We start from the raw sequence: 25,900 nt of genomic DNA, 5'->3' as shown, positions 1-25,900 counted from the left end.
AGGGAAAACTTCACCAGGAAATAACTGAGGGTAAAAAATCAAACCTGTCCAAATACCGGGAACTGTATTGGGGCCAGATAAGTTTGGCCAAAGCTTTATGGTTTGAGCTGGTATACCTTCTTTTTTCCAATACCCCGGGAGCCTTGGGGTTGGCTTTAAGGAAGATTTTCTACCCCTCCATATTTAAAAAAGTAGGCAAAAATGTGGTATTCGGCCGGGGCATAACCATCAGGCATCCAGGTAAGATAGAAATTGGCAGCCAGGCAGTGGTAGAAGACAATTGCGTGCTGGATGCCAAAGGTGACAGCAACCAGGGTATTACCATAGGCGATGGGGTCATAGTGTCCAGAAATGTAATTTTGAGCTGTAAAAACGGTGATATCAATATTGGCAATAATACGGTGATTGGTATAAACAGCCTGGTGCATGCCCTGCAGGACAGCAATGTAGTGATAGGAAATGATGTCCTGGTGGCTGCCTATGTGTACCTTATAGGGGGCGGAAACTATAATTTTGGCAAACCGGACCTGCCCATAAGGAAACAGGGGCTGGTTTCCAAAGGGGGCATCACCATAGCCGATAATGTATGGCTGGGCGCTTCTGTAAATGTAACTGACGGGGTGACTATTGCCGAAGGAAATATAATCGGTGCTTATTCCCTGGTAAATAAATCTGTTGAAACTAAGGACTATATATCTTTCGGAATTCCTGCCAAACCCCATAAGAGTAGAATAGAGTAATTTATACACTGATAAGGCAAATCTAAGGGGCATTAATACATTAATAGCCTATGTCCTGAAATTCATATTAAAAAATTGGTTTAAACAAAGCCCTAATAGGTGATATTGTTGCCATGGCCACCGTTTGGCAATATTGGTGTAACCTAAAAGGCAGGGCAACAGGAATAAAAAGTGTATTTGAACAAAAATAATTGTGGCTATATGCAGGGCTACCTTTTTAGCAAGCCCCTGGGCATGGAAAGGGCAGTTGATTTGCTGCAAGTACATAAGGATAAAACGGCAGGGGAAGACGACTAACCAAGTTCCCTGTATAATTAAAATTAAAAATGAATAATAAAACTATTAGAAAAACGGTTTCCATCAGGGCATTATTGATTTTGATATTTATATCAATAATGGTGGTAACTATTGGTTTGATAGGATACATAGTATTTTCTAACTGGGTGGCCTCTGTCAACCAGACGGTTACCCATATGGCTGAAAATATGAACAGTAATATATTCAATCAAGTGGATGATTTTATAAATACCCCATTACATATCAATGAAGTAAATCATGATTTTATAGAGCAGGGAATTGTAGATCTAAACCATGAAGCTGAAAGGGAAAAATTTTTTGTCTCGGTTCTAAGCAACCATAGTGATGGTGTTTACAGTTTCAGTTTTGGAACAGAAACTGGCGAATACTATGGAGCCCGCAGGAATTCAGGAAATATCATAGAAATTATGAAAAATAATGCAGAAACCGGGGGCAACTCCTGGTACTATGAAGTCAATGAAGACATGACAGCCGGCCAGCGGGTAGTGGAGGCGGGTAAGTTTGACCCCCGTACCAGGGATTGGTATAAGGCAGCTAAAGAACAGCAAGGGCCGGTATTCTCTCCCATATACAAGCATTTTGTTATGGATGATTTGACCGTATCTGCCGCTTATCCCATCTACACTCAAAAAGGACAGCTTAAGGGGGTACTGGGAACCCATATTATCCTGTCCAATATAGACGGCTATTTGGAAGAAATAGTAAAGGATGTACATGGATACGCCTTGATAGCAGAACTGGATTCAAAGCAGCTGGTGGCTAATTCACTGGGCATGGCTAATTTTAATACCCTCGAAGACGGCACGATTGATAGGGTAACCATAGACCAGATAAATATACCGGCTATGGTTGAAGCCTACGGGCAGTATGCAAATAATGGTGAAAATAATTTCATACTAGACTATGACCGGGAACAATTACATATAAACCTTATTGAATACCATAAAAATGGATTGGATTGGATGATTATTACTGCCGTACCTCAAAGCCTGTTTACTGCAGGGATAATTGGCAATATAAGGCTGGCCCTGATATTGGCTGTGGCATCAATCCTGGCAGCTATCTTAGCCTATCTGCTTATTACCAATAAATTGCTAAAACCTGTAAATGAACTAATAGCTACCACCCAGAAATTTTCTCAGGGAGACTTATCCCAAAGGGCTCCAGTAGCTCGTAATGATGAAGTGGGCAAGCTATCCAGGTCTTTTAACTTTATGGCGGACAGGCTTAGTTACCTGGTAGGCAACCTGGAAAAAAAGGTAAAAGAGAGAACGGAAAAGTTAGAGCTGGCCAACAGTGAGCTGGAAGCAAACGAAGAAAAACTGGAACTGATTTTAAACTCTACCGCTGAAGCTATTTACGGAATTGATATGAAGGGAAACTGCACCTTCTGTAATGCTAGCGGAATAAAAATTTTAGGATACAAAAACCAGGAAGAACTTATAGGGAAAAACATGCATTACCAGATACACCGATACCGGAGGGACGGATCTGCAATGCCTATAAGTGAATGCAAAATTGTAGAAGCCATTAAGGCAGGTAAAGGCACCCATGTGGATGACGAGGTCTTTTGGAAGGCAGACGGCACCAGCTTTGATGTAGAATACTATTCCTATCCCCAGTACAAGGAAAGGAAAATAGTGGGGGCGGTTATAACTTTTTGGGATATTACCGAGTCTAAAAAAATCCAGGAACATATAAAATATATAAGCCAGCATGATTCCCTAACCGGGCTCTACAACCGTGCCTTTTTTGAACAGCAGTTAAAAGAAAATGACCATGAAGGCAACCTCCCCCTAACCATTATATTCGGGGATATAAACGGCTTAAAATTAACCAATGACATATTTGGCCATGAAGCCGGGGATAAATTGCTCAAAAAATCTACAGAAATACTAAAAAATGCATGCAGGGACCAGGACATAGTCGCCCGTATGGGCGGAGACGAATTTGCTATCCTGCTCACCAATACTGATGGCAAAGAAGCAGAAAAAATAATAAGCAGGATAAAAAATGAATTTAATAAGGAAAGGACCTATGCAGTTAGAGGCAGTATCTCCATAGGTTATGAAACCAAAACCGGAGCCCATCAGGATATAGATTCTATTGTTAAGGATGCAGAGGTTAAAATGTATAACCAAAAAACCTTACACCGGGAAGATATTGATAGGGGAATGGTTGATACCATTATTGAAACCCTGCAGGAGAGAAACCCCCGGGAGAAACTGCATTCCCAGTCGGTTAGCCACCTATGCCAGGCCATAGGGCAAGAAATGGAGCTGCCGGATACAGAAGTTAGAAAACTAAAGGAAGCAGGTTTATTGCATGATATTGGCAAGATAGCATTAAGCAGGGAACTCCTTAACCTGAATGAAGATATGCTAAGTGGTGAACAAAAAATGCATTGGCAGCAGCATCCGGCTATAGGGTATAGGATATTAAATTTATCCAACAGGACTCTGGATTTGGCTGAAGGGGTTTTAAGCCATCATGAAAACTGGGATGGTTCAGGCTTTCCCAAGGGCCTTAAGGGAAAAGAGATACCCATGATCGCCAGAATAATAGGGGTAGCAGAAGCCTATGATGCTATGACCAATAAGCTAAGGCCAAAACCCATGTCGTCCGGTGAAGCCTTAAAAGAGATTAAAAAAGCAGCGGGAATAAAATTTGACCCGGAAATAGTAGATATATTATTCAAATTGGTAAAGGCCTAAAAAGCTTACTTTTTATCCGGCTGCCGCATTTTTGCAATCTTGGGTTTTCTGATTAAAAACAATACTCCCCCTATAATTGATTCAGCCAGGAGCAAAAATAAAATAAGCAGGGGGAATATGGCTGCCTTAGATGCAACTACCCCAAAGCTGGTTAAGAAATAGGCGGTAGTATTTTCCCTGATACCTATGCCCCCAATAGATATGGGAATCATGGCTACCAGCAGCACTATGGGTACCATAAATACAAAGGATACAAAACTTATATCTATTTTTAAGGCCAGGGCGGCAAAGTAGTAATGCAAAATTACATTAAACTGCATTAAAAAACTTAATAGTATAAGCAGGGTTAACACTTTTTTATTCTTTAAAGCAGTAAGGGCATCCATAATGCTTTTAAATTTATCCTTTAGCTTAGCCATAAACCTTATTTTAAAAATGAAATTAAAGGGCTTCAGCAGCTTGGGATTTAGAAGCAATAATAAAAAAATACCCAATACTACAAATAATATTATTACCACCAAAAATATGGTATTTAGCTCGGTAAGGCTAAACCCTAAAAACAAAGACAGCATAACAAAACATATAAGGGCTATTACCCCCGTACCCCGTTCCAGCAGGAGCACAGTGATAGACTTGGGCCAGCTGCTGTTTTTAAGCTGGGCTGCATCATAAGCGCGGTAGGTGTCCCCGCCTATGCTGCTGGGTAGAAAATTATTTAGAAAAATCCCTATCAGCAAAGATCCGTTAAGGTAGTTTAGGGAAGGGTTTACTCCCTGCAGCTTAAGCAGCATCTGCCACCTTACTGCTGAAATTATAAGGCCGGTAAAGTGCATAAAGGCAGCTAAAAACAGGAACCAGAAATTAATATCATTTACAGTTACCGTAGACAAAAAATTTGTTATTTCTTCCCAGTATTTGTAAATCAAATACCCAATAAGGGAAAGGCTTACTATCACTTTAGCAATATTGAAAATCTTGGATTTCACCTAATTTGCCCCCCAGTTATCTTTTATGAAAGTCTTTAGGTAATCCTGGGGCAGTCCCATGAAAGTGTTTCGCCACAAGCGGTCACAATCCTTGCATGGAACCAGGGTGCCTATATCCTTAGCTGTTATTTTTTGCCTTAGTCTTTGCATCTTTTGGCCCTTAAACACAGCCTCTGCGCTGTCACTATTAATATTTCCCAGGTTAAGCCTGGCTTCAAAATCCTGGGGACAGGGCAGTATGTCTCCATTAAATAATATTACCAGAGCATACCACAGAAAGGTGCAGGGCACATAGCTTTTTTTAGCAGGCAAGGCGCCTGGCACCAATCCCGCCCAGTTATGGGGTTTTCTGGTAATGACTCTATTTAAGGGCAGCCCTTTAAACCGGTTAAAAAATTCCTGTTTTACTTCCGGTTGGGGCTGGGGGCCGTATTCCATTATCTGCAGTACGGTATAGGGAGTCTTACTGCCCAGCTGGCGTTTTAGGTTTAAAAAATATAGGATGTTTTTTACAGTTTGTTCAAAATTGGAGTTTACCCGGTGCTGTTCATAAGTTTCTTTTTGGTATCCATCAAAAGAAAAAGAAATAAAATCCAGCCCTGAGCTGATAACCTGGTGGGATTTTTCCTTATCCAGCAGGGTAGCATTGGTGTGGATTCTAACTGTAGCCGGTGTCTTTTTGGCATAGCCAATCATATCCATCAGCTGGGGGTGCAGGAAAGGCTCGCCCCTGTGAAAGAGGTAGATATCATTTACCCGGGAGCCCAGCTGGTCGATTATATCAGTAAAAAGGCCGTAATCCATAAAACCTTTCTGCTCCGGCTCCATATCACGGTTAGGACAAAGTGGACACTCCAGGTTACAGTTACTGGTCACCTCTATCCATACCCGGCAGGGCCAGTAGTTGGGCCGGGGATTTCTTTTTATGTAGTTAAGGTATGAATTCAGTAGTCTGGATACCTTTTTTAAATTCACCAATTAGCCCTTTATCTCCCTTACAAAATAAGTAGGCTTCTTTTGTGATTCATGGTATATCCGCACATTTAATTCCGCCAGCAATCCAAAGGTTATAAACTGGATGCCGATAAAAACCAAAAATATGGCCAGTATAAACAATGGACGGTTGCCCAGGCTTATCAGGAAGAATATTCTTTGAATGATCAGCACCAGGGTAAGTATGCCTCCCAGGGAACCGACAATCAAACCTAACAACCCAAATATCTGTATGGGCTTGGTAGAAAAGCTAAGCAAAAACTTAACCGTTATTATATCCAGGAACACCTTGAAAATACGGTTAAGGCCGTATTTGGATTTACCATGTGTCCGGGGATTATCATTTACCACCACCTCGGAAACACTAATACCCATCCAGCTGGCTAAAGCTGGAATATAACGGTGCATTTCCCCATAAAGCTTGGTGTTTTTTACCACCTCTTGCCGGTAGGCTTTAAGGGTGCAGCCAAAGTCATGCAGTTTTACCCCGGTTAAAAAAGATATAAGGCGGTTGGCCATAATGGAAGGGAGCCGGCGGGTAAGGTAATTCTCTTTCCTGTTTTTTCTCCATCCGCTAACCACATCAAAACCTTTATTCATTTCTTCCACCAGCTTGGGAATATCCTCAGGTTCATTTTGAAGATCTGCATCCAAAGTTATTACAATCTCTCCCTGGCTATAATCAAAACCGGCGCTCATAGCCGGGGTCTGGCCGAAGTTTCTCCTGAGCTTAATAATCCTGAACCGGGGGTTGGCCTGGTGCACTTTAAGCATTTCTTCCCAGCTTCCATCCCGGGAGCCGTCATCTATTAACAGTACTTCGTATGTAAGACCCATTTGGTTTAATACCTTTTGAAGCCTTTGATGCAGCATTGCAATATTGTCCTTTTCATTGTATATGGGAACAATAATTGAAATATTAATTTTATCGCTGTTATTCATTAAAAATCCTTGGAAATTATAACTAAAATATGAAAAAAGTTTAGCATTATAGTTGGGGTTTGTCTATGCAAGCCTGTAAGGTTGAAAATTAGAAATATATAAAGTTAAAAATGATTATTTTTTTAACCTTTGGTTTTAAATCTATATTTTAAATGATAAAATCTATCTAAAAATCAAGGTCAGGATGCAGGTGTTAGGCAAACATACAAACCATAAATCCAGAATAAAAGAATACATCATAGTATCGGTTTTGCTAATAATAATGATCATGGGGTTTATGTGGAAGATATTCTTTGCCGGGGAAGTGCTGCTGCCGGCAGATATGATTAACACTTCAGTCCATCCCTGGGTCCTGGACCAACAAAACCAGTACAGCCCGGGCCAAGCCCCTTACAATAATGCTTTGTCTGACCCCATTTTTATCTATTATCCCATGAAATATTATATGAAGGCCAGCCTGGACCAGGGGTCTTTACCCCTGTGGAACCCCCTGTCTTTTTGCGGCTACCCCTACAATGCCAAACTGGTTAGCGAGATGTTTAACCCCTTAGATTTTATGCATTTGCTTATGCCGGCCCAGTATGCTTTTGGCTTTACGGTGGCTTTTCACCTGCTGGTGGGGGGATTGTTTACCTATATATTGTGTAAAAGCCTGGGCATAGGCAAGCTGGGCTCTTTTTTTGCAGCCTCGGTGTTTATGTTTAATGCCAATACGGTGGTATGGCTGGAATTTCCTACCCATTTTAGGGGAGAGCTGTGGATACCGCTGATATTGTTGTTTTTGTTCCGGTTTTTTAAAGAAAGAAGGGCAATTTTTGCCATACTGGGAGGTATTGCCCTGGGCCTGCAGGTACTGTCCGGATACAGCCAGGCAGTTCAGTTTACGGCCATAGCCATAATTATAATACTACTGGTGCAAATAATTTATGACCTTAAGGATAAAAAGTTTAAACAGGTTGGCCAAAATATTGGGGGTACTGCCCTGCTGGCAGTAATTGGGCTGGGTATCGGGATCAGTTTTATTCTGCCTTTCTACCGTGAGCTGCAGGACTCCCTGCGGGCGGTGCAGGAAAGAGGGGGCGGGGGCAGCATGAATTTCAGGTACTTGATTACCATGCTCAACCCCAACTTTTTCGGCAATGGAATCAAGGGCTCTTTCTGGCTGCCGGGCACCAATTTTATAGAGGCGGTCCGTTATTCCGGGATAGCTACGCTGCTGCTGGCTGCTATAGCAGTAATATTTAAAAGAGGCAAGGTGGTATGGTCTTTGCTGGCAGTAGCCGCAGTAGCGGTACTGCTAAACTCTGTGCCCCAGATATTTGAGCTGTTTAACCGCATCATTCCCTTTTTTGATAAATCATCTATCTCCAGGATATTGCTATTGATTCCTTTCTGCCTGGCAGTATTGGCCGGTTATGGAATATCTTACCTGCAAAAAGTAACCACCGGACAAAAAAAGAAAATCATAATGGTAACAGCTGGCCTGGCCGCTTCTTTTATAGCCTTGATGGTAGGGCTAAGCTTAACTTTTAATACCCATATAAGTATAACCACCATGGACCAGCACCCCATAATATGGCTGGAAACCTGGTCCTTTATCCTGTTTCTAATACTGGCTGCAGTCTCGGCAGTATTTATTATACTGGCCGTTAAGACTAACAGGAAAGCCTGGGCCTGGCTGATGGTACCATTGATTGTAGCTGATTTATTCCTATTCGGCATAAACTATAATACCACCTCATCCCCGGACCAGGTCTTTTTTGAAACCGAATCTTTAGCCTACCTTAAGCAGGATACGGAAAAGAGTAGGAACCTGGGGATAATGGGCGGTACCTTTAACCCCAATTCCCTGTGGATACATGGGCTGGAAGACATCGCTGGATATGATCCGGTAATGCCCTACAATTATGCCCAGTTCTGGGCAGCATTCCAGGGCAGCGGCCAGGTAAGGCCCAACGGCAAGGTGGGCGCCGATAAGATGTACGCCAATTTCTTAGCCCTTACCAATACCAAATACGTAACCAGCTATGCCTTTATGCAGGAGATGGGCTATTTCTATAATAATATGGATAAGAACCTTAACCAGCACAGCAGGGAAAATTCCGTACTCAGTGTATGGAATTTTATGGAACATATAATACCTACCATAGAAGTCAGCCCTGATTCTGCCATGGAGTTTGAATACCTCGTACCTGCCTCCAGTGAACTGGTTTTCTACAATGCCATCCATCCTGATTACTGGTCGGCCCAGGAGGGAGACGGGGTAATATTCAGGGTGTACATACAGCAGGGAGATCGGTCAGAAATGATATTTGAACAAGATTTAAACCCCATACAGGTAGAGGATGACCGGAGATGGTTTGTTCACCGTATCGATCTTTCCGGTTACGGGGACCGGCAGGTAAAAATAGTATTCCAGACTGCCAGTAAGCAAAACAGCGAAAATGACAAGGCTGGCTGGGGTAATCCTACCATCATCCCCAAGGACAGCCTGGGGCTGGGAAACCTGATGCTAAACTATAATAAAGAGGTAAAAATATACCGAAACTACAATTATCTTCCCCGGGCTTACCTGGCGGGCAGTTCCATGGAATTTGAATCAGAAGATCATGTTTTAGCTTACCTGGTGGCCAACCATAAGCTGGATCTAAGCCATACCGTATTGCTGGAAGGAGAGCAGGTACCGGTAACCGGAGAGACTGCCGGCAGGGTAGAGATTACCGACTACAGCTATAACCGGGTAGTGATAGAAGCGGAAAATGAAAAAGAGGCCTACCTGGTACTTCTGGACCGCTACGATCCAGACTGGAGGGCATTTATAGACGGGCAGCGGGCAGATATAGTAAAAGCCAACTACTTGTTTAGGGCCTTGTATTTGGAACCAGGCCAACATGTGGTAGAATTCAGGTATGTGCCGGTATGGTTCTTTGTTAGCGCCGCGGTATCGGTACTGGTATTACTGATATCGGCAGCCGGCGCGGTATTTATCTTCATCAGGGAAAGGCGGAGGGATGCAGGGGTTAAAAGCTAGGCTAAACCGGATCTATCTGGGTTGTTATCCTACTGAAGCCAGCAATCAGCCCGGTTTAAGGATGAGGATTAACAGGGTTATTCTGGGAGGAATACTTCTGCGGTTTTTATTCATGCCTTTTACTGCCCATAATGATTTCTTATCTGAACATATAAGGGTTTACCAGATTGCAGAAGGCATAAACCTTTTCCCCAGTTTTTTCCAGTTTGTCTCCCATTACATGGATGCCTTTTTTATGAAGATAATGATGCCCCTTATCCCCAATGCATCCCAGGTCTTTGTGCCCATGGAAGGGGGTATCACTACCATAGAAATTGGCAATATGCTTAATTTTGTGGATTCCCCCTATATCTTTAGGACCCTGTTTATGCTAAAAGTTCCTTACCTGTTGCTGGAGATAGCCACCGTGCTGCTGGTGCTTAAACTGATAGGGCAAAGAAAATATACTATGGCTTTTTTAAAATTCTGGATGTTTAATCCGGTAATAATATATGCGGTATACATCTTTGGCAGGTATGAAATTTATATTTTCTTTTTACTGGCCCTGTGCCTGTATTTTGGCATAAGGAAAAAAAATATCTACCTGGCCGGCCTGTTTTTGGGAATGTCAGTAGTAAGCAGGGCTTATACCTTCTTTTTAATACCGGTGTTGTTTATCCTGCTGCCTCAAAGGATTAAGGACAAGATTATATTTATACTGTTTACCGCGCTTCCCATCCTGGCCGTATTTGGATTCCATATGACCTATCCCGGTACCCGGACTGTGCATGGCCTGGAAGCAGAAAGCCAGTTCTTGCGGTTTTTATTTGATTATTCCCTGATAGCCTTGGGCGGATTTAAGCTGCAGCTGTTTGTATTGTTTTACCTGTTATTTTTAGCTGCCCTGCTGTATATAACCTACAGCTACAAAATAAAGGGAAAAGGAGCAGTTAACCTTATTTATCCTGACTCCCAGCTTACCATGGTATCCATGTTTTGCCTGATCTTCTTTTTAATATTTTACCTAACATCCCCTTCTGCTGCCCAGTGGTTCAGCTGGTTTATTCCCTTTGCTGCTATTATTATCTGCCGGCATTCCAAATACATGGGCCTATTTTACCTGTTGATAGTTGCCTGGTTCTTCTTCTGGCTGTTTAATTCTGATATAGGAGTATTTACCCCTTATCTTTTCAGCCCCATAGACGGCACTTATTTTCATCAGGTAGCAGAGAACTTCAAGCTGCAGATATTAAGCATAAAATTCGGCACTACGGTAAGCGTGGAAACCTTTATCAATTTTTTCAGGACCGCATACAGCGCCATAATTATCTGGATCATGGTGCTGCTGGGAAAGGATATAGCAGACCAGCTAAGGGAGGCTAAGCTTGGGGACCATTAAACAGCTTATAGTAAGGATAATCACTACCAGGCCTATCAGCACTATGCTGGCCAAGGCCTCCAGCGACTACATATTCTTTACAGTCTACCTGTTATTAATAGGCCTGGCTATTATAGGCATAGTGAATTTAAGTTTGCATATATCCGGGCGGAGCAAAAAAGCTATAGCTGCGGTTAATATAATATTGGCAGTACTGCTGCTGGCAGTTCTGCTGCTGGCCAATATATTGTTCTATATCATCAGGGGAAACTAAATAAAACCCTACCTGGTTCCATACTGGTTTAAATGCCTGGAAATAGTATTAAAGGCAATACTGGCTACAAACTGGTCTCCATTGCTGTTGTAATGCAGCCCATCGCCCAGGTACTGATTAGGATTTCCGCTCTGCATCATGGGATTGAACACATCCACAAATACAGCTCCATGCTGGGCGGCTACCTGTGCTGCCAGGTTACTATAGGTGGCCAAATCGGAATTGGTGTGGGCTTCATTTACTCCTTCATTTACCGGCCCGGTAGACATTACTACCACCAGGGCACCGGTATTGGTTTTAATGGTATCTATCATGGCTCCCAGGTAGTACCGGAAAGTCTCCGGCGCTATACGGTAATAGCCGGAAGAGGTATCGGCATCATTGGTGCCATAGTTGAGGATGAAGATATAGGGGCTTTGTCCCAAAACACCTGAGCTAAGCATGCGGTTGTATCCCATCAGCACTGTCTCTCCGCCCTTGCCGCTTTTTATGAAGTTAAAATCGCCATAAAAATACTTTTGCTCAAAAATACCGTTAAGATGGCCTGCCCAGTTGGTATTGGCCACTTGGGAATCTCCCATTACCACCACATTATAACCATAATTGGAGATAATTGTATGGGTTACAGATTGGGAACTGAGCCTTTCTTCCTGGTGTATCAGGGTATTGGTATTGGTAATCTTGGTTCCGTAATAAAGGCCTCCGGCTACTTTTACCCGGTAAGAATAGCTGAACTCTTCGCCCGGGGCCAGTTCTGCTATTCTTATACTGAACACCTTATCCTGCAATTCCCAGTTAAACTGGGAAGGCTCTAGGCTGTAGTCCAGCAGGGTGGTATTGTCCGGGATGGCATTTTCTACAAATACATTAAAGGCGCTGCCGTCCCCTTCGTTTTTAAAGGTTACCGTATACCTTACCGTTTCATTGGGAAGCAGGTCACCTCCGTTTTCATCTACCCCGGCCAGGCTCAAGGGTGTAAACTGGGGAAAAGCCCGCACTGTAAATTCCTGGTTTTCCATCACTGCCTGCATGGTTCCGTTTTCAATAGTGGGCTCAAATAAAACCTTGGTATTATCTGCCAGGCCGGAAGCCACCTGTACTGAATAATTAATAAACATCTTGGCATTGGTTTCTACCTTATCCAGCTTTATTACTGTTTCCCCGTCCACCTGGTCCATATAGGCTGAATCTGAAGAGAAGCTTCCTTCCACCAAATTGGTATTAGCGGGTATGATACCCTTTATCTTTACATTTTCAGCTATCATATTACCGCTGTTTTTAACAAAATATACAATGTTTAAGGTATCTCCCATCCTGATGTACCCACCATTTTCATCGGTTATCTTGTAATAGGATTCGGAGAAATCAATATTGCTGGTAACAGTGGTCTTAAGGTCAGTCTCAAACTTTTTCTCTACAGTTTCTTGGTCTCCCTGCCTCTGGTAATTAACCAGGAAGCTGTTATTGCTGATAACTGTCCCATTGTCCAGGGGATTGTCTATGGTAACTGTGTAGCTAAATTCTATATTCTGGCCCACAGGAAGGCTGTCTATCAAAAACTTAACCTGGTTTCCGATTATCTGTTCCAGGTAGTCTGTATCCTCATCAGTTAGGGTAGTATGTTCCGGCAAATCGGTAGTTACATGGATATCATTTGCCTCTTTTCTGCCCTCATTGGCAAGCCTGATAGTATAGGTAAGCTGGTCTCCCGGGCTGGCCTGGTCAGCAGAGACGGAAATAAAGTTGGATTCCGGGCTTACAAAATTGGGGGAGTTCAGGTAGTCCAGATAGTACATGTAACCCACTGGTATGGCAATAGCCAGCAGCAGGGCTGCCAGTATCAGTATGATGAAAGCTTTGCTTTTAAAAAAAGATGAAGGATTATCTTTTGTCTTAGCCAATTTAATTTTCCTTTTCTCGGTACCATGTAATAAATTTTTCAATCCCCTCTTCTATGGGGGTAGCAGGATTATAGTCCAGCCATTTTTTGGCTTTAGTTATATCAGCATAGGTAATATCCACATCTCCGGGCTGCATTTCCATAGGCACAATTTGGGCTTTCTTGCCCAGCTTTTGCTCAATCAGCCTGATTAATTGCTTAAGGGTGATAGGATGGCAGTTGCCCAGGTTAAAGATCTGGTAGCCCTGCAGGCGGTCCAGGCAGGTCTCCAGTGCCTGGGTTATATCATCGATAAAAGTATAATCCCTGCTGGTGGAACCATCCCCGTACATATGTATTGGCTTTCCTTTCTCTATCAGGTCCACAAACTTATGAATAGCCATTTCCGGCCTCTGCCGGGGGCCGTATACGGTAAAGAACCGCAAGCAGAAGCAGTCCATTTCATACAGGTGGTGATAGGTATAACAAATCAGCTCCCCGCTTTTTTTGGTAGCTGCGTAGGGGGAGATTGGAAAATCTACATTATCCTGCTCGGCAAAAGGTATTTTCTGGTTATTGCCATAAACAGAGGAGGATGAGGCAAATATAAATTTGTGTATTTTATACTGGCAGGCCAGCTGCAGCAAATTAAGGGTACCGCTTACATTTACCTTTCCATACAGCAGCGGGTCCTCGATAGACGGCCTTACCCCTGCCCGGGCAGCCAGATGTACTATCTTGTCTATCTTATGGGCCTTAAACAGCTGCACTAGTGACTCATAATCAGTTATGTCTGCTTCATAAAGCAGAAAGTTAGGATAATTCCTATACTCTGCAATATTACTTCTCTTAATGGCAGGCGAGTAATAATCATTAAAATCATCCAGGCAAATAATCCTGCCCCGGTAATTACTTTTTAGCAGCCGGCCTATAAAACTGGAGCCTATAAAGCCGGCTCCTCCGGTTATTAGTAAATTCTTCATTGATTATGCTAAAATTGATAAATATTTTAACATTATACAAGTTTGCTCATATTTTTTCTATTGAATTATGGGTGGCCGAACATGAAAAAATGGATACTTACAGTAACTATTTTAATCCTGCTGCTGATTCTTTCCAGCCTGCTGTACTATTTTCTGGCAGAACGGCAGCCGGAGCTGCAAAACCAAGGCAGCAGCGCGGATGCCGCCTACCAGCTTAAACTTGATTTGCTGGGGCATATGGATTTGGATTCAGAGTGTTACGGCCTGGATATTTCACCCCAATACCTGTATATGGGCTTAAACAACCGTATAGCAGTGGTAGACTTTTTGCAGGAAGGCCAGCCAAGCCTGGCTGCTGATTACAGTTATGCCGGATGGACCGAAAACCAGGGATGGGCCATAAACCTTAATTTGGCTGAAAATATCATATATGCCTGTCCCAACCACCGGCTGGATATTATAAGTACAGAACAGGGAACCCTGCAGCATCTGGCCGTCCTGGACCTGGAGGGATTTGATATAAAGATGGCCAGGGAAGGCAGCACCCTGTACCTGAAAGCCTCCTATATGGGACCGGAACAGCAGGAGCTGGCTAGAATTTATGCTGTTGATATTTCAGAGCCCGGCCGGCCGGTAATTATGTGGCAGCTTGATGTGGACCATAGGCTATATTCGCTGGCAGCCCAGGATGGATTTATTTATGCGGGAGGAAGCGGGGTGCTTTGGGTGTTAGAGGCAAAGGACGGCCAGCCCGGCCGGCAGAGCATCCATAACATTGAAGGATGGATAAACCATTTAGAGATATCATCCGGATATCTTTATACTGCCGGCAGCCAGGGAGTAAATTCCTACAGCCTGGGGCCAAAGCCCCAGCTAAAGCAAAGCGCGGGGCTGGATGGCTATGTGCAGCAAATAAAAGTGGAAGACGGCCGGATATGGGCGCTGGTACAGGCTGAAACCAGCAGCCAGCTGGCAGTCCTGCAGCAGGACAGCATGGATATCATATACCAGCAGCCGGTAGAGGGATTGGCCCGGCACCTGGCCTACTGCCACCCTTATTTATTGGTGGTTAGCTCTGAGCTGCTGATGCATGACCCTGATTGGCCCATAGCTGAACATATACCTACCCGGCTGTTTGCCTACCAAATAGATTAATATTTTACCGTTATCTCTAAAGGTGCAATATTGTATTTTCCCTGATAATCATAGGCAAAAATCCACAGCAGGTTTATCCCCTTATCCAATTGGTCTAAGGCAATCGGAGCACTGAATCCGCAGGGCTCATAGCCGGGAACCGAAAAGAATTGGGCTACATCTTCCCGGGGCTGCCCGTAAGAAACTTCAGTAAGAAGCTCAAGCCTGCCTCCCGTTTCCTTAAACACTGTTAGCCTCTGGATACCAGTCTCCTGCTGGCTGGCAATATTTACTGCCCACCCGCTAAGGACAAACTCCTGGTTTACCTCCTGGGCAGCCAGGGGATAATCTACATTTATACGTATGGCTTCATTTACCATATTCTGGGCCAAATCAGTAGTGGAATTAATATAGGCATCTAAAAAATTAATGCGGTTATGGGCCCATGATTTTAAGTAGTCCAGTTCCTGGTTAAAGTCATAAGGGTCTATATGCTGGTCCTTTTTCCAGTCATCGCCCACTATAATGGGGTATTTCTTAAAATTACGCGCGGCTGCATCTTCTATAAGCCGTGCATTTTCCTCTATCATCTGCTCTATATTCTGGTAGGAAAACACCGATTCCCTAACCTGGTTCCACCTGTTTTTAAACTCTTGCTGATAGGGAGAAAGCAGTAACAGCCGGTCCAGCAGCCCATTGGAATACCAGCGGGCAAAAGAGGTTTTAATACTATAGGCATTCCTGCCAAAAGACGCATTGTAATCCCAGGGGACAAAGAAAAAGAGGCTGTCCCCTTGGTTATCCCGGGCCAGGTACTGGTTGTTCAGCAAGGCATCATCAGCCCCGGTAACCAGTATCAACAGATGCAGGTCGATAGCATTGGAAGTATCCAGCATGCCTTCTATATGCTGGCTGAAATAAGGGTCAGGGGATTTTATGGCCATCTCTTTAAAATAAGCCAAAGGACTCCAGAATTCCTGATGGTCCGGATTGTCAGGGTTGGGCTCTTTCTGCAAATAGCCGTGATAGGGCCCCAGCTTGTCAAAAGGTATATAATCCAGGTCTGTATTGAACCTCCTCCAGCTGGTAGCTGAACTATAGGATTTATACACTACACTATGCATAGGGTCATCAGGGCTGTAGTCAGCTAGGTTTAAGCTGTCTTCATCTATTCTTTCCGTAAGCAGGTAAAGCCCGTTGTACCTGCCGTTTACAAACACTTCCACAAACTTGGTCTGGGAAGCAAAATCGTAATGCCGGTCATCCCTTAGCTGGTTAAACAAATCATAAGATATCTTATCCCTCATAAAGGAGCGATCCAAAAAGCAGCTGTTTAATATCCACTTCCTGGCTTGGACCATGTCCAGCAGGTCCAGGTCAATATTATGCACCAGGCTTCTTTCAAATTTAAAGCTATAGGACTTCTTTTGGGAAAACCGGCTGGATCCTCCCCTTACTTCTATCAGGCCCTCCATGGGCGGGGTATGGTAGTTATACCAGTTTTCTGCAGAGATAAGCTGGAACTGGCAGCCAATCTTGGGAAAGTTAATTATATCTTGCCCCCCGGTGTCTATGGTGATTATGGGTATCTGTCCAGTAGTTACCCATAACTCATAGGTTCCGTGGCCTTCCAGGGCCAGGTTGCCATGGTATATGAAATCCACAAAGTCATAATGCTGTCCAGGAGACAGGTAGCCTGTCTGGGGAACCGGATAATCGGACATGCTGTTAAGGTTGTCCAGGTTAAAGTCTACCCTGGCCACAGAGTAGCTGCCGTCCTTACCCACAGCGTAAACATAAAGGGAGTGGCTTCCGTTAGCCAGGTAGGCAGAGTCAAAGGAAAAGGAAAAACCGCAATTACTGTAGTTTTGGTTACCAAAATTTTGGGCTACATCTATCCTAGCCTGCCCATAGCCAGCCTGGCCCAGGTAATTCTGCCCAGACAGGGGGCCATCGGATAGGTATATGGCCTCTATTCCCGGGTCGGATTGGAATTGACTGTTGACTGCCCAGCCGGTTACCTCAATGATACCGGACAAAGCAGCACCTTCCTCGATGCTCTCTATATTGATTTTGATCTGCGGTGAAGGCTCATCTAAATTTAGAAAGCCATCATCAGGGTACCTGTCTTTCTGCTGCAGGTAGTCCAGGTTGAAGCTGCCATAGGAAAGCGGCTGTATATGTATACTGGAACCTGCTGGCAGGCTGGCTTCAATAACCTGGCGGGTATCTGCTCCCGGCTCCAAGGAGCAGTAGATGGTTTTGGTTTCATGGTTGACGGCTGCCTTTTGCCCCCCTATGTATATATCCAGGGATGTATTAAGGTAGCTGTCTAACCATTCCCATCTTTGGCCCATATAGCTTTGCATATATTCCAGTTCCTGGCTGAAGCTAGGGCTGTCTTCAAACAGTTCCGGCTGATAGGGCCACCTTATACGGTTGCGTTCCAGGGCGGGTTTAAGCTGCCCGGCATTAGCCTGGATAAGGGACTGCATCTGCTGGGTACTTAACAGGCTATCCTTTAAATCTTCCCATTTGTTTTGTAGCATTTGCTTAAACTGTGGCTCCTCTTCCAGCAGGCTGAACAGCCGGCCCAGCTTAAGCACTTCCGGGGGCAGCTTTATAGAACGGCTGTCCCTGCCCCAGCTGCTTTGATAATAATCTCCCGGGGCCAATTTAAGTTTCTCATCAGCAGTTTGGCCATAGATAAACTGATGTGCCGCCAAAGGGTGGCTGCATCCGGAATAGAGGTAAAGCAGGTAATTATCCACTGCGCTTTCCAGGTCCAGGCCGGAAGGGAACTGCTGCTGGTATACCTGCTGGATTAACCCTTCCAGCATAAAAAACCTATCATCCTGCGAGCCTACCTGGGAAAAACCCTGAATGCCATGGGCAAAATTAGCCTGCCATCCGGAAGCCTCAAATAAGGCTCCCTGCTTTTCATCTACAGAAAACAGGGAAGGGGAGTGCCTCTGGTACAGGATATATATGCCCTGGTAACCGCCTTCTACAAAAAGCTCCACGTAACGGGGGGCTAAACTGTCCTGCTCATCTATTAATGAATACAGGTCATAAGCCAATTTTTCCCTCATCAGTGAAGGGTCAAAATAAGGGGCGCTTAATATAAAGCGGGTATCATTGCCGTAATCCATCAAAGGGGCAGGTTTTCCAGTTAAGGGATTGCCGGTTAGATTAAAGCTGTAACTTGGTTGGGGACAATGCTGGTAATTGTTTACAGTCTCTATTTCTGCCGTTATATTATGGCTGATGTTTTTATCCAAACTGGATATGATACAGGGAACCTTGGGTTCATTAGGTATATCCTGCCCTGCAGTAGCAATAGAGATTATGGGCAGCTGGCCATTGGTTACCCATAAGTCATACTCTTCTCTGCCTACTTTAAGGGTGGAATGAAAGATATAGGAGCCAAAATCATAATAGTCACCCGAACTTAGCTTAACCATTTCCCCGGTAAGTGGATCCTCCAGGTATACCTGATGGTTGCTGAAGGGAAAATCAAAGGATATTTTCTGCAGGGTTTCTGCCTCTGGATCAAGCCTTACCAGGAGGGTATTGCTATTGGAGCCAAAAACAGCAGAGGTTTTTCCTACAGAAAAATCCTGGTGTTGGGACCAGTATAGAAACAAGGATAGGGCCAGGGCCGCGGCCAAAATTAAAATGATTACCAGGTCCCTTTTTTTAAACATCAAACCTAACCCTCTTCCAGGTCTCCTTCATAAGATACTACCTTTATATTTTCCATGGAAGGCAGGTTTTTAACTTCTGATATGAACTGCTGCAGATTATCTTTTTTAATCTTTACCTCCACTGCCAAATCGTACCGGTTGTCCCTTATGTTTTTGGACCTGAGCTTATACACCTGACATAGTTTTTGGCATATCCCTTCCACCTGCTGCCAGTTATCCTGGCTGGCTTCCGCTAAAAGCAGGTAAGGTTCGGTGACCCTTAGTTTTTTGGAAAGTACGAATATTACCAGGCCTATAAACAGGGCGCAGATAATAGCTAAAGCATAGGCGGATATCCCGCAGATTATGCCGTTGGTGATAGCCCAGAACAGAAAGCCCACATCCTTGGGGTCCTTTACCGCCATCCTGAATCTTACTATGGAAAGGGCTCCTACCATACCCAAAGCTAACACTATATTGGAGGCGATAATCATCACCGCGGAAGTGGTTACTAAAGATACCAACACCAGGGTTATATTAAAATTCTTGGAATACAATACTCCGGAGAAGGTAATCTTGTATATCCAATAGATGAACATGGCAATAGCTAATGCTAATACCAGGTTCAATACTACCTGGACCAGGCTGATCTGCTGGGTGATATCCTGTATGGAATCCACATTTAAGGATTCCAAAAAGCTCCTGAACGTAATCCTATCCATTATCTTACCCTTCTATATATCTTGATAAAGTATATTTGCTTATGGCACAGCTTTCAAAGCTGCCCACCTGGAGTATCTTTTTTATCCATAGGGGAATAGGCTGGCTAAACTTTATTTCCATTATTATCCTCTTGGAATCTATAACCGGGTTTAAATCCAAGCCTGATTGGAAAAAGTGGCTGAAGCTGGTCTCGTTTTTACCCAGGCAGCGGTCAAAAGTAACCCTAAGCCCGCTCTCAGGATAAACATAAGCCTGCCGAAAATAATCAATTATTACTGCCGGATGGAAGCTGTCCTGGGAAAACTTGGCCAGCACCAGGCGGGCGGTACGGTGGTCATGCTGGGCTAAAAACCTATAGTCCCCCTCTATAAGGCGCCTGGCCTGGTCCTGGGCTATGGTAACAGACTGCTTATGGATATAGGTTTGCCTTTTAGATTTTATCTCCAGTTTGATGGGACTGGGATTAAGATCATATATCCTAATCCTGTATTTTTGGCGGTCGCTTACCCCGGCAATTTTATGGTAATAGCTGTTATTGGATTTATTGTCAAAATAAAGGCTTCTAACCAGGTACCCCCGGTCTTTGGAATGGGTATCCTCTACAAATATCCCCTTCATGCGGTCCAAAAGTTTAATGTGGTCGATATGATTTATATAGTACTTTAGTTCATTCCTATAATTTTTGTGCATATGCATAAAGTTTGTATTAAATTTATATGGTAATTATATACTATAAGACCTAAAAATCATCAACTAAGTAATAAATTTAGCGCGGGCTGTAAAGGGCAGAAACAAATGCTGGTTCTTATAAATTTTTCTTTTACTATTTTTATGGTAAAGTTAAGACAAAATTTATTAAGGCTGGTATATGGGGAAATTATTCATACTGGGGATGAGTCCCCTGCCTTTTGAAAACGATAAAAAAGTTTACGGCACAGGGATTAGGACCTGGCAGTTTGTCCAGCCCCTGCTCCAGGACGGGCACCAGGTTTGCCTGGTAAGTTATGCCATACCCAGCGCCTACAACCAGGATTTTTCTTCCAGCCACAGGGAGGGGTTTAAATATGGCGCTTACAGTTTCGATTACCACCTGCTTTCCCCCCATGATTTTGAACATAGGGAATTAGTCTCTGGTTTATGCCAGAAATTTAATCCGGACTGTATAATAGGCTGCAGCTTTTACCCTTCCTATATCGCCTCCAGGATTAAATCCACCCAGCCCATGTGGGCGGATTTGTTTGGTCATGTAATGGCTGAGGCCCAGGCCAGGGCGGCAGTAGACCAAAACGACGGCTGCCTGTTTCATTACTGGAACCGGGAATACCACATATTGCAGCAGGCAGATATGTTTTCCTGTGTATCCGGCAGGCAGGAATATGCCCTAATAGGAGAGCTGGGGGCGGCAGGCAGGCTTAACCGGCATACTTTGGGCTATGATTTCAGCTGCAGCATACCCTGCGGCATGGCTGCCGAAAACTATGAGCATACTAAAACAGTCATCAGGAACACCGGCCGGGTTTCAGAAGATGACTTTGTAGTGTTATGGACGGGAGGCTATAATACCTGGACCGACGTAGATACCCTGTTTGAAGGCCTGCAGCAGGCCATGGCCTCTAACCGGAGCATAAAGTTTGTTTCCACCGGAGGGGAGATCCCGGAGCAGGATATCAAAACCTATCCCCATTTTTTATCCTTGATTGAAAAAAGTAAATTTAAGGATAACTTTATCATGAAAGGATGGGTTAAGGGCGAGGATGTGCCTAATTATTACCTGGAAGCCGATATAGGTATAAATATTGATAAGGATATTTATGAAGTGAGGCTGGGAAGCAAAAACCGTATACTGGACTGGATGCGGGCCGGCCTTTGTGTGGTTAGCTCCGATGTATGCGAGCTTACCCATATAGTAAAGCAGGAAAAAATAGGGTATACCTTTTCTCCCCATGACAGCCAGGATTTGGCCCAGCTGCTAATCTACCTGGCTTCCCACCGCAGCCAAGTAAAGGAGAGGGGCCAAAAAGGGAGGCAGTATGGATTGGATAATTTCAGCTATGGCCTTACTGCTAAAAGTTTAAGGCAATGGGTAGATAGCCCCGCCCATGCCCCGGACAGCGGCCACAGAAAAGAGATGATGTTCCTTAAGGAAGAAGCATTGGCCAATTTAGAGGATATTACCTACAGGCAGAAGAAGATGATAGAAGAAAGAGACCGCCGCCTGGGCGAGCTGGAAGCCATAGTAAAGAGGGGCTTTGTTTATCGCAGTTATGCCTACCTTAAAAAATTAAAGGGGAAAATAGGCAGGTAGGCTTGTGCAAAAATTGTAATAATAGGTTTTCTGTATTAAAATCAATTAGCTTGTAAAACCTTACATCAATCCCTATGGAACCAAAAAGCCTGATTGTGGTTATAAGTTACAACAGCGAAAGTTTTATAGAAAAATGCCTGAATTCAGTAGTATCCCAGGATTATCATTCCTGGTTTTTGCTGGTAGTGGACAATAATTCTACCGACTTAAGCTTAAGCAGGATAAGGGAGTTTAGGAATTCTGTCCCCGGGATATCGCCCAAGAATTTCAAATTGCTAAAGATGAATGAAAACTATGGTTTTGCCGGGGCTATCAGGAAAGCCTGCTGGGGTTACATGCAAAAAAGGTTAAAGGATTACCGTTACATAATCTTTTTAAACCCTGACCTGTATTTGGATACCAGCGCCTTGGACCAACTTATAAGAGCCCTGGAGGGTGACCGCAGGATAGGGGTGGCGGGAGGACTGATACTGGACTATGAGCAGGATACCATACAGCATTTGGGAGGGCTGGTATCCTCCAATTATCTAACCACACATATAGGGTCAGGTAAAAGCTACAGCCAGCTTAAGGATAAATACAAACAGGAAAAGGAAAATGTGCTGGATACAGTAAGGGATGTAAGATATGTAACGGGGGCCATGCTGGCTACCAGGACAGAACTGTTTACTGGTCTAGGGGGCTTTGATACCGGGTACAGGCCAGCTTATTTTGAGGAGCTGGACTATTGCTTGAAATGCGCCAGGCTGGGATACAGGGTGGCGGTAAACCCTTTGGCCATGGCCAGGCATGCTGAAGCGGTGACCTTGAAAAAATACAGCAGCAGTTTTTACCACCTTTACCATAAGAACAGGATAAGGTGCGCTGTGCTTAATGCCAAACTGCCTTACCGTGAATTTTGGGCTGCTGAAAGAAAATGGGTAAGGGAGCAGTCTACTGCAGACCAGAAAAGGGCTTTGCGGTCTGCCTATGCCAAGAATTTTTTACTGCTGCTTTTCAACCTGGCAGTTAGAATAAAAAACCATTTTATATTAAACAGATTGAAGTTAAAATAAAGGCAACCTTAATTTAAAAACAGAAGGAATGATTATGGAAAATAATATAATCCGGCTGCTGATAATATCCCATGATGTAATTGGTTCCCAGATGGCGGGACCGGGCATCAGATTTTATGAATTTGCCCGGGTGCTGTCGCCATTCTGTGAAGTTACCCTGGCTACCCCTAACCGGGTAGACTTAAAAGCAGATGGTTTTAAGGTGAGGCAGTACAACACCCAGGATTACCGCAGCTTAAAAGCGCTGACCGATAATGCTGATATCATTCTTATCCAGGGCCATATAATCTATTATTTTCCCTACCTTAAAAACTTTAAGGGGAAAATTATAGTAGACCTCTATAATCCCTTTAACTTAGAAAGCCTGGAAATGTTTGCAGACCGGGATATTGGAGAAAGAATAAGAATCGATAAGAGCAACTTAAATATACTCAAGCTTCAGCTGGTAATTGGAGATTTCTTTATCTGCGCCAGTGAAAAACAGAGGGACTACTGGGTAGGCATGCTCAATGCCATGGGCAGGATAAATACCTATAATTACGATGATGACAGTACCTTGAGGAAAATTATTGATGTGGTTCCTTTCGGCATACCGTCCCAGCCGCCCCAGCACAGCCAGGAAATGAAGCTAAAGCAGGTTATACCTAACTTAAGGGAAGATGACAAAATAGCCCTTTGGGGCGGAGGCATCTGGAACTGGCTGGATCCCATAACCGCCATTAAGGCTATATGGGAGATTACCCGCCACCGCCAGGATGTAAAGCTGTTGTTTTTGGGTACCAGGCACCCTGATCCCAAGCTGCCCCAGATGAATAAATGCCTGGAAGCCATAAGATTGGCCAAAGAGCTGGACCTTTATGACAAGTTTGTATTTTTTAACCAGTGGGCACCTTATGAGTTAAGGCAGGATTTTTTACTGGAATCGGATCTAGGGCTTTCCATCCACCAAAAAAGGATAGAAACCGAGTATTCCTTCCGTACCCGGGTAATAGACTATATTTGGGCCAGGCTTCCGGTAATAACTACGGAAGGCGATTCTATTGCCAAATTGGTAAAGAGGTTCAACCTGGGGGAAGTAGTTAGATACCAGGATGCCCAGCAGCTGGCCCGGGTAATGGAGTCCATGCTTACCAATAACAGCTTAAAGGAAATCTACAAAAAGAACATGAACAAGATTGCCCCTTCCTTTTCCTGGGAAAATGTAGCTAAACCTTTGGTTAAGTTCTGCACGGAACCGGATTATGCCTATGACAAGAAGAAGATTATAGAGCTGATCGACCAGCAGAACCAAAAGATAAGCAAGGTGCTTGAGGATAATTTTGGCCGCAGCAATAATATTTTAGCCATCACGTCTGAAAAATATGAAGACAGGCATCTTTTAGAGAACCGGGAGCTGGGCAAAATATATACGGTACAGATCCAGGAAATGGAGCAGGAACAGGAAGGTGAAGAGATAGACCTGGTAGGAAAATTAAAATCCAAGATATCTTCCCGGACCAAGTTTGACGGCATTATTATAAATAATGCCTTTGAGAGCATAACCGCCAAATTTTTTCACGACCTGGTAAACATTTTAAGCACCAAGCTCAAAACGGAAGGCCTGCTGTTTATTTCCATACCGGAAACCAAGGGCCTGGCTGACTATTTTGGCCGGTCCCAAACCCAGGACAAGGCTAAAACCACGTTAGATGATTTCATGGCTGCCTATATTTTAAAAAATGCAGATTTTGAAATAATTGACCAGGGAACCTGGAAGCAGGTACTGGATCCAGAGACAGTCCAAACGAAAGAAATTATGGATATATACGGCAAAAATGAGCTGTTTGACCTGTTTGAAATACAGTTTTCACGGGAAGGCTTTAAACAACTTAAACTGCTATCGGGATTTAATATGCTCAACTCAGAACAGCTGGCCCAGGATAAAAGCATTAAAGGCAAACTTAAAAGGTATATGTACTCTTTAGCCAGCCTGTACTTTGAGAATATTAGGAAAAGTTATAATGAATCCATGAAAAACCTTAACCATAACCTGCATTTGCAGGTAAACCAGGAGATAAATGAGCTTAACCGGAAGAACAGGGAGAGGATGCTTCTTATATATTTTAATATTTTCCGGGCACTGCAGACAGAGATCAGCAAACTGGGAATGGATGCTTTAAGAATGAGGGAAGTGCTGGAAAAAGGTACGACCCTGCCCAGGACAGATGATCTTTTGTTGGAAGAAAGCCTGGACTCCATGCTGCTGGATTTTAAAAATATTGACCGCATTATGGGGCTCACTGTATCCAATCAGTTCTATTTGGCTAGAAAACTGTAGATTTTTATTTATAAATTTGTTATAAGGGTATAAATAAAAAAGGCAATTGATAAATGGGTGGGGAGAAGGAAAAATTGAGCTTGGCTAAATCCGTAACCCTTATTCTTATAAGTGTAGCTATTGCAGTAGGGGGACAGATACTGCTTAAGATTGGCATGAATCGTATCGGGGCCTTGGATTTTAACGGGCTGGGCAGCCTGGTCAGGCTTTTTTTAGCAGTAATTAAAAGCCCTATAGTTATAATAGGCCTGTTCTTATACGTAATATCTGCAGCCTTATGGCTGATAGTGCTGTCTGCAGTAGATTTAAGTTTTGCTTATCCTTTCATAGGATTGACCTATGTTTTTGTACTGGTATTATCCAAATTTATTCTAAAAGAGGATGTAAATCCTCTTCGATGGGCAGGAGCGGCAATAATCACAGTAGGGGTTATTGTTATCTCCAGAGGCTGATTTAGCAAACA

The 25,900-nt window shown here is 43.7% G+C and carries 18 protein-coding genes; 10 read left to right on the top strand and 8 right to left on the bottom strand.

Annotated features, from left to right (window positions below):
* Positions 1–740, top strand: a 740-nt coding sequence (locus PHN32_04815; GenBank protein MDD3776907.1) for an acyltransferase, incomplete at its 5' end; no start/stop codon positions are given.
* Between the two features lie 326 nt (positions 741–1,066).
* Entirely contained in the window at positions 1,067–3,772 is a 2,706-nt protein-coding gene (locus PHN32_04810) for a diguanylate cyclase (protein ID MDD3776906.1), read from the top strand.
* 5 nt (positions 3,773–3,777) lie between these two features.
* Here the strand turns inward: PHN32_04810 and PHN32_04805 are convergent, their stop codons facing one another.
* The 3 genes from PHN32_04805 to PHN32_04795 are packed head-to-tail and all read right to left on the bottom strand — an operon-like array spanning position 3,778 to position 6,693.
* Positions 3,778–4,758, bottom strand: a complete 981-nt coding sequence (locus PHN32_04805; protein MDD3776905.1) for a lysylphosphatidylglycerol synthase transmembrane domain-containing protein — start codon at positions 4,756–4,758, stop codon at positions 3,778–3,780.
* Positions 4,759–5,733: an SPASM domain-containing protein gene (locus PHN32_04800; protein ID MDD3776904.1), complete on the bottom strand. Its 975-nt coding sequence runs from the start codon at positions 5,731–5,733 to the stop codon at positions 4,759–4,761.
* A 3-nt stretch (positions 5,734–5,736) separates the two neighbouring features.
* A complete protein-coding gene (locus tag PHN32_04795) occupies positions 5,737–6,693 on the bottom strand; it encodes a glycosyltransferase family 2 protein (GenBank protein MDD3776903.1) in 957 nt (318 codons plus the stop codon).
* A 190-nt stretch (positions 6,694–6,883) separates the two neighbouring features.
* Between PHN32_04795 and PHN32_04790 the strand changes: the two genes are divergently transcribed.
* The 3 genes from PHN32_04790 to PHN32_04780 are packed head-to-tail and all read left to right on the top strand — an operon-like array spanning position 6,884 to position 11,355.
* On the top strand, positions 6,884–9,724 hold the full coding sequence (locus PHN32_04790; protein MDD3776902.1) for a YfhO family protein: 2,841 nt from the start codon (positions 6,884–6,886) through the stop codon (positions 9,722–9,724).
* Complete coding sequence (locus PHN32_04785) at positions 9,705–11,102, top strand: hypothetical protein (protein ID MDD3776901.1); 1,398 nt, start codon at positions 9,705–9,707, stop codon at positions 11,100–11,102. Before PHN32_04790 ends, PHN32_04785 begins: the two co-directional genes overlap by 20 nt.
* Positions 11,089–11,355, top strand: coding sequence for a hypothetical protein (locus tag PHN32_04780; GenBank protein ID MDD3776900.1), 267 nt, complete (start codon positions 11,089–11,091; stop codon positions 11,353–11,355). The genes PHN32_04785 and PHN32_04780 overlap by 14 nt, the downstream gene beginning before the upstream one ends.
* A gap of 8 nt (positions 11,356–11,363) precedes the next feature.
* Here the strand turns inward: PHN32_04780 and PHN32_04775 are convergent, their stop codons facing one another.
* Positions 11,364–13,256 carry a GDSL-type esterase/lipase family protein gene (locus PHN32_04775; protein ID MDD3776899.1) on the bottom strand — a complete coding sequence of 631 codons (1,893 nt, stop codon included), beginning with the start codon at positions 13,254–13,256 and terminating at the stop codon, positions 11,364–11,366.
* A 1-nt stretch (position 13,257) separates the two neighbouring features.
* A complete protein-coding gene (locus PHN32_04770; protein MDD3776898.1) occupies positions 13,258–14,217 on the bottom strand; it encodes a GDP-mannose 4,6-dehydratase in 960 nt (319 codons plus the stop codon).
* A gap of 81 nt (positions 14,218–14,298) precedes the next feature.
* Between PHN32_04770 and PHN32_04765 the strand changes: the two genes are divergently transcribed.
* Positions 14,299–15,372 (top strand): hypothetical protein, encoded by a 1,074-nt coding sequence (locus PHN32_04765; protein MDD3776897.1) that lies wholly within the window; start codon positions 14,299–14,301, stop codon positions 15,370–15,372.
* On the opposite strand, the gene PHN32_04760 is transcribed toward PHN32_04765, so the two are convergent.
* Genes PHN32_04760 through PHN32_04750 form a run of 3 tightly spaced genes read right to left on the bottom strand, consistent with a single transcriptional unit; the run spans position 15,369 to position 20,378 of the window.
* Positions 15,369–19,058: a CotH kinase family protein gene (locus PHN32_04760; protein ID MDD3776896.1), complete on the bottom strand. Its 3,690-nt coding sequence runs from the start codon at positions 19,056–19,058 to the stop codon at positions 15,369–15,371. The genes PHN32_04765 and PHN32_04760 overlap by 4 nt on opposite strands.
* A gap of 5 nt (positions 19,059–19,063) precedes the next feature.
* On the bottom strand, positions 19,064–19,759 hold the full coding sequence (locus PHN32_04755; GenBank protein ID MDD3776895.1) for a DUF4956 domain-containing protein: 696 nt from the start codon (positions 19,757–19,759) through the stop codon (positions 19,064–19,066).
* A 4-nt stretch (positions 19,760–19,763) separates the two neighbouring features.
* On the bottom strand, positions 19,764–20,378 hold the full coding sequence (locus PHN32_04750; GenBank protein MDD3776894.1) for a polyphosphate polymerase domain-containing protein: 615 nt from the start codon (positions 20,376–20,378) through the stop codon (positions 19,764–19,766).
* 250 nt (positions 20,379–20,628) lie between these two features.
* Between PHN32_04750 and PHN32_04745 the strand changes: the two genes are divergently transcribed.
* The 4 genes from PHN32_04745 (at position 20,629) to PHN32_04730 (ending at position 25,889) form a co-directional block, all read left to right on the top strand.
* Positions 20,629–22,065 (top strand): glycosyltransferase, encoded by a 1,437-nt coding sequence (locus PHN32_04745; protein ID MDD3776893.1) that lies wholly within the window; start codon positions 20,629–20,631, stop codon positions 22,063–22,065.
* A gap of 74 nt (positions 22,066–22,139) precedes the next feature.
* Positions 22,140–23,120 carry a glycosyltransferase family 2 protein gene (locus PHN32_04740; protein ID MDD3776892.1) on the top strand — a complete coding sequence of 327 codons (981 nt, stop codon included), beginning with the start codon at positions 22,140–22,142 and terminating at the stop codon, positions 23,118–23,120.
* A 34-nt stretch (positions 23,121–23,154) separates the two neighbouring features.
* Positions 23,155–25,437 (top strand): glycosyltransferase family 4 protein, encoded by a 2,283-nt coding sequence (locus tag PHN32_04735; GenBank protein ID MDD3776891.1) that lies wholly within the window; start codon positions 23,155–23,157, stop codon positions 25,435–25,437.
* Positions 25,438–25,490: 53 nt separating this feature from the next.
* The gene (locus PHN32_04730; protein MDD3776890.1) at positions 25,491–25,889 is read left to right on the top strand and encodes an EamA family transporter; all 399 of its coding nucleotides are present in this window, start codon (positions 25,491–25,493) and stop codon (positions 25,887–25,889) included.
* Positions 25,890–25,900 lie beyond the last annotated feature (11 nt).

The sequence above is a fragment of the Actinomycetota bacterium genome (genome assembly GCA_028698215.1).
GTDB lineage: Bacteria > Actinomycetota > Humimicrobiia > Humimicrobiales > Humimicrobiaceae > Halolacustris.
Note: the sequence above shows the minus strand (reverse complement) of the source record. Positions and strands in the feature narration are given on the sequence as shown.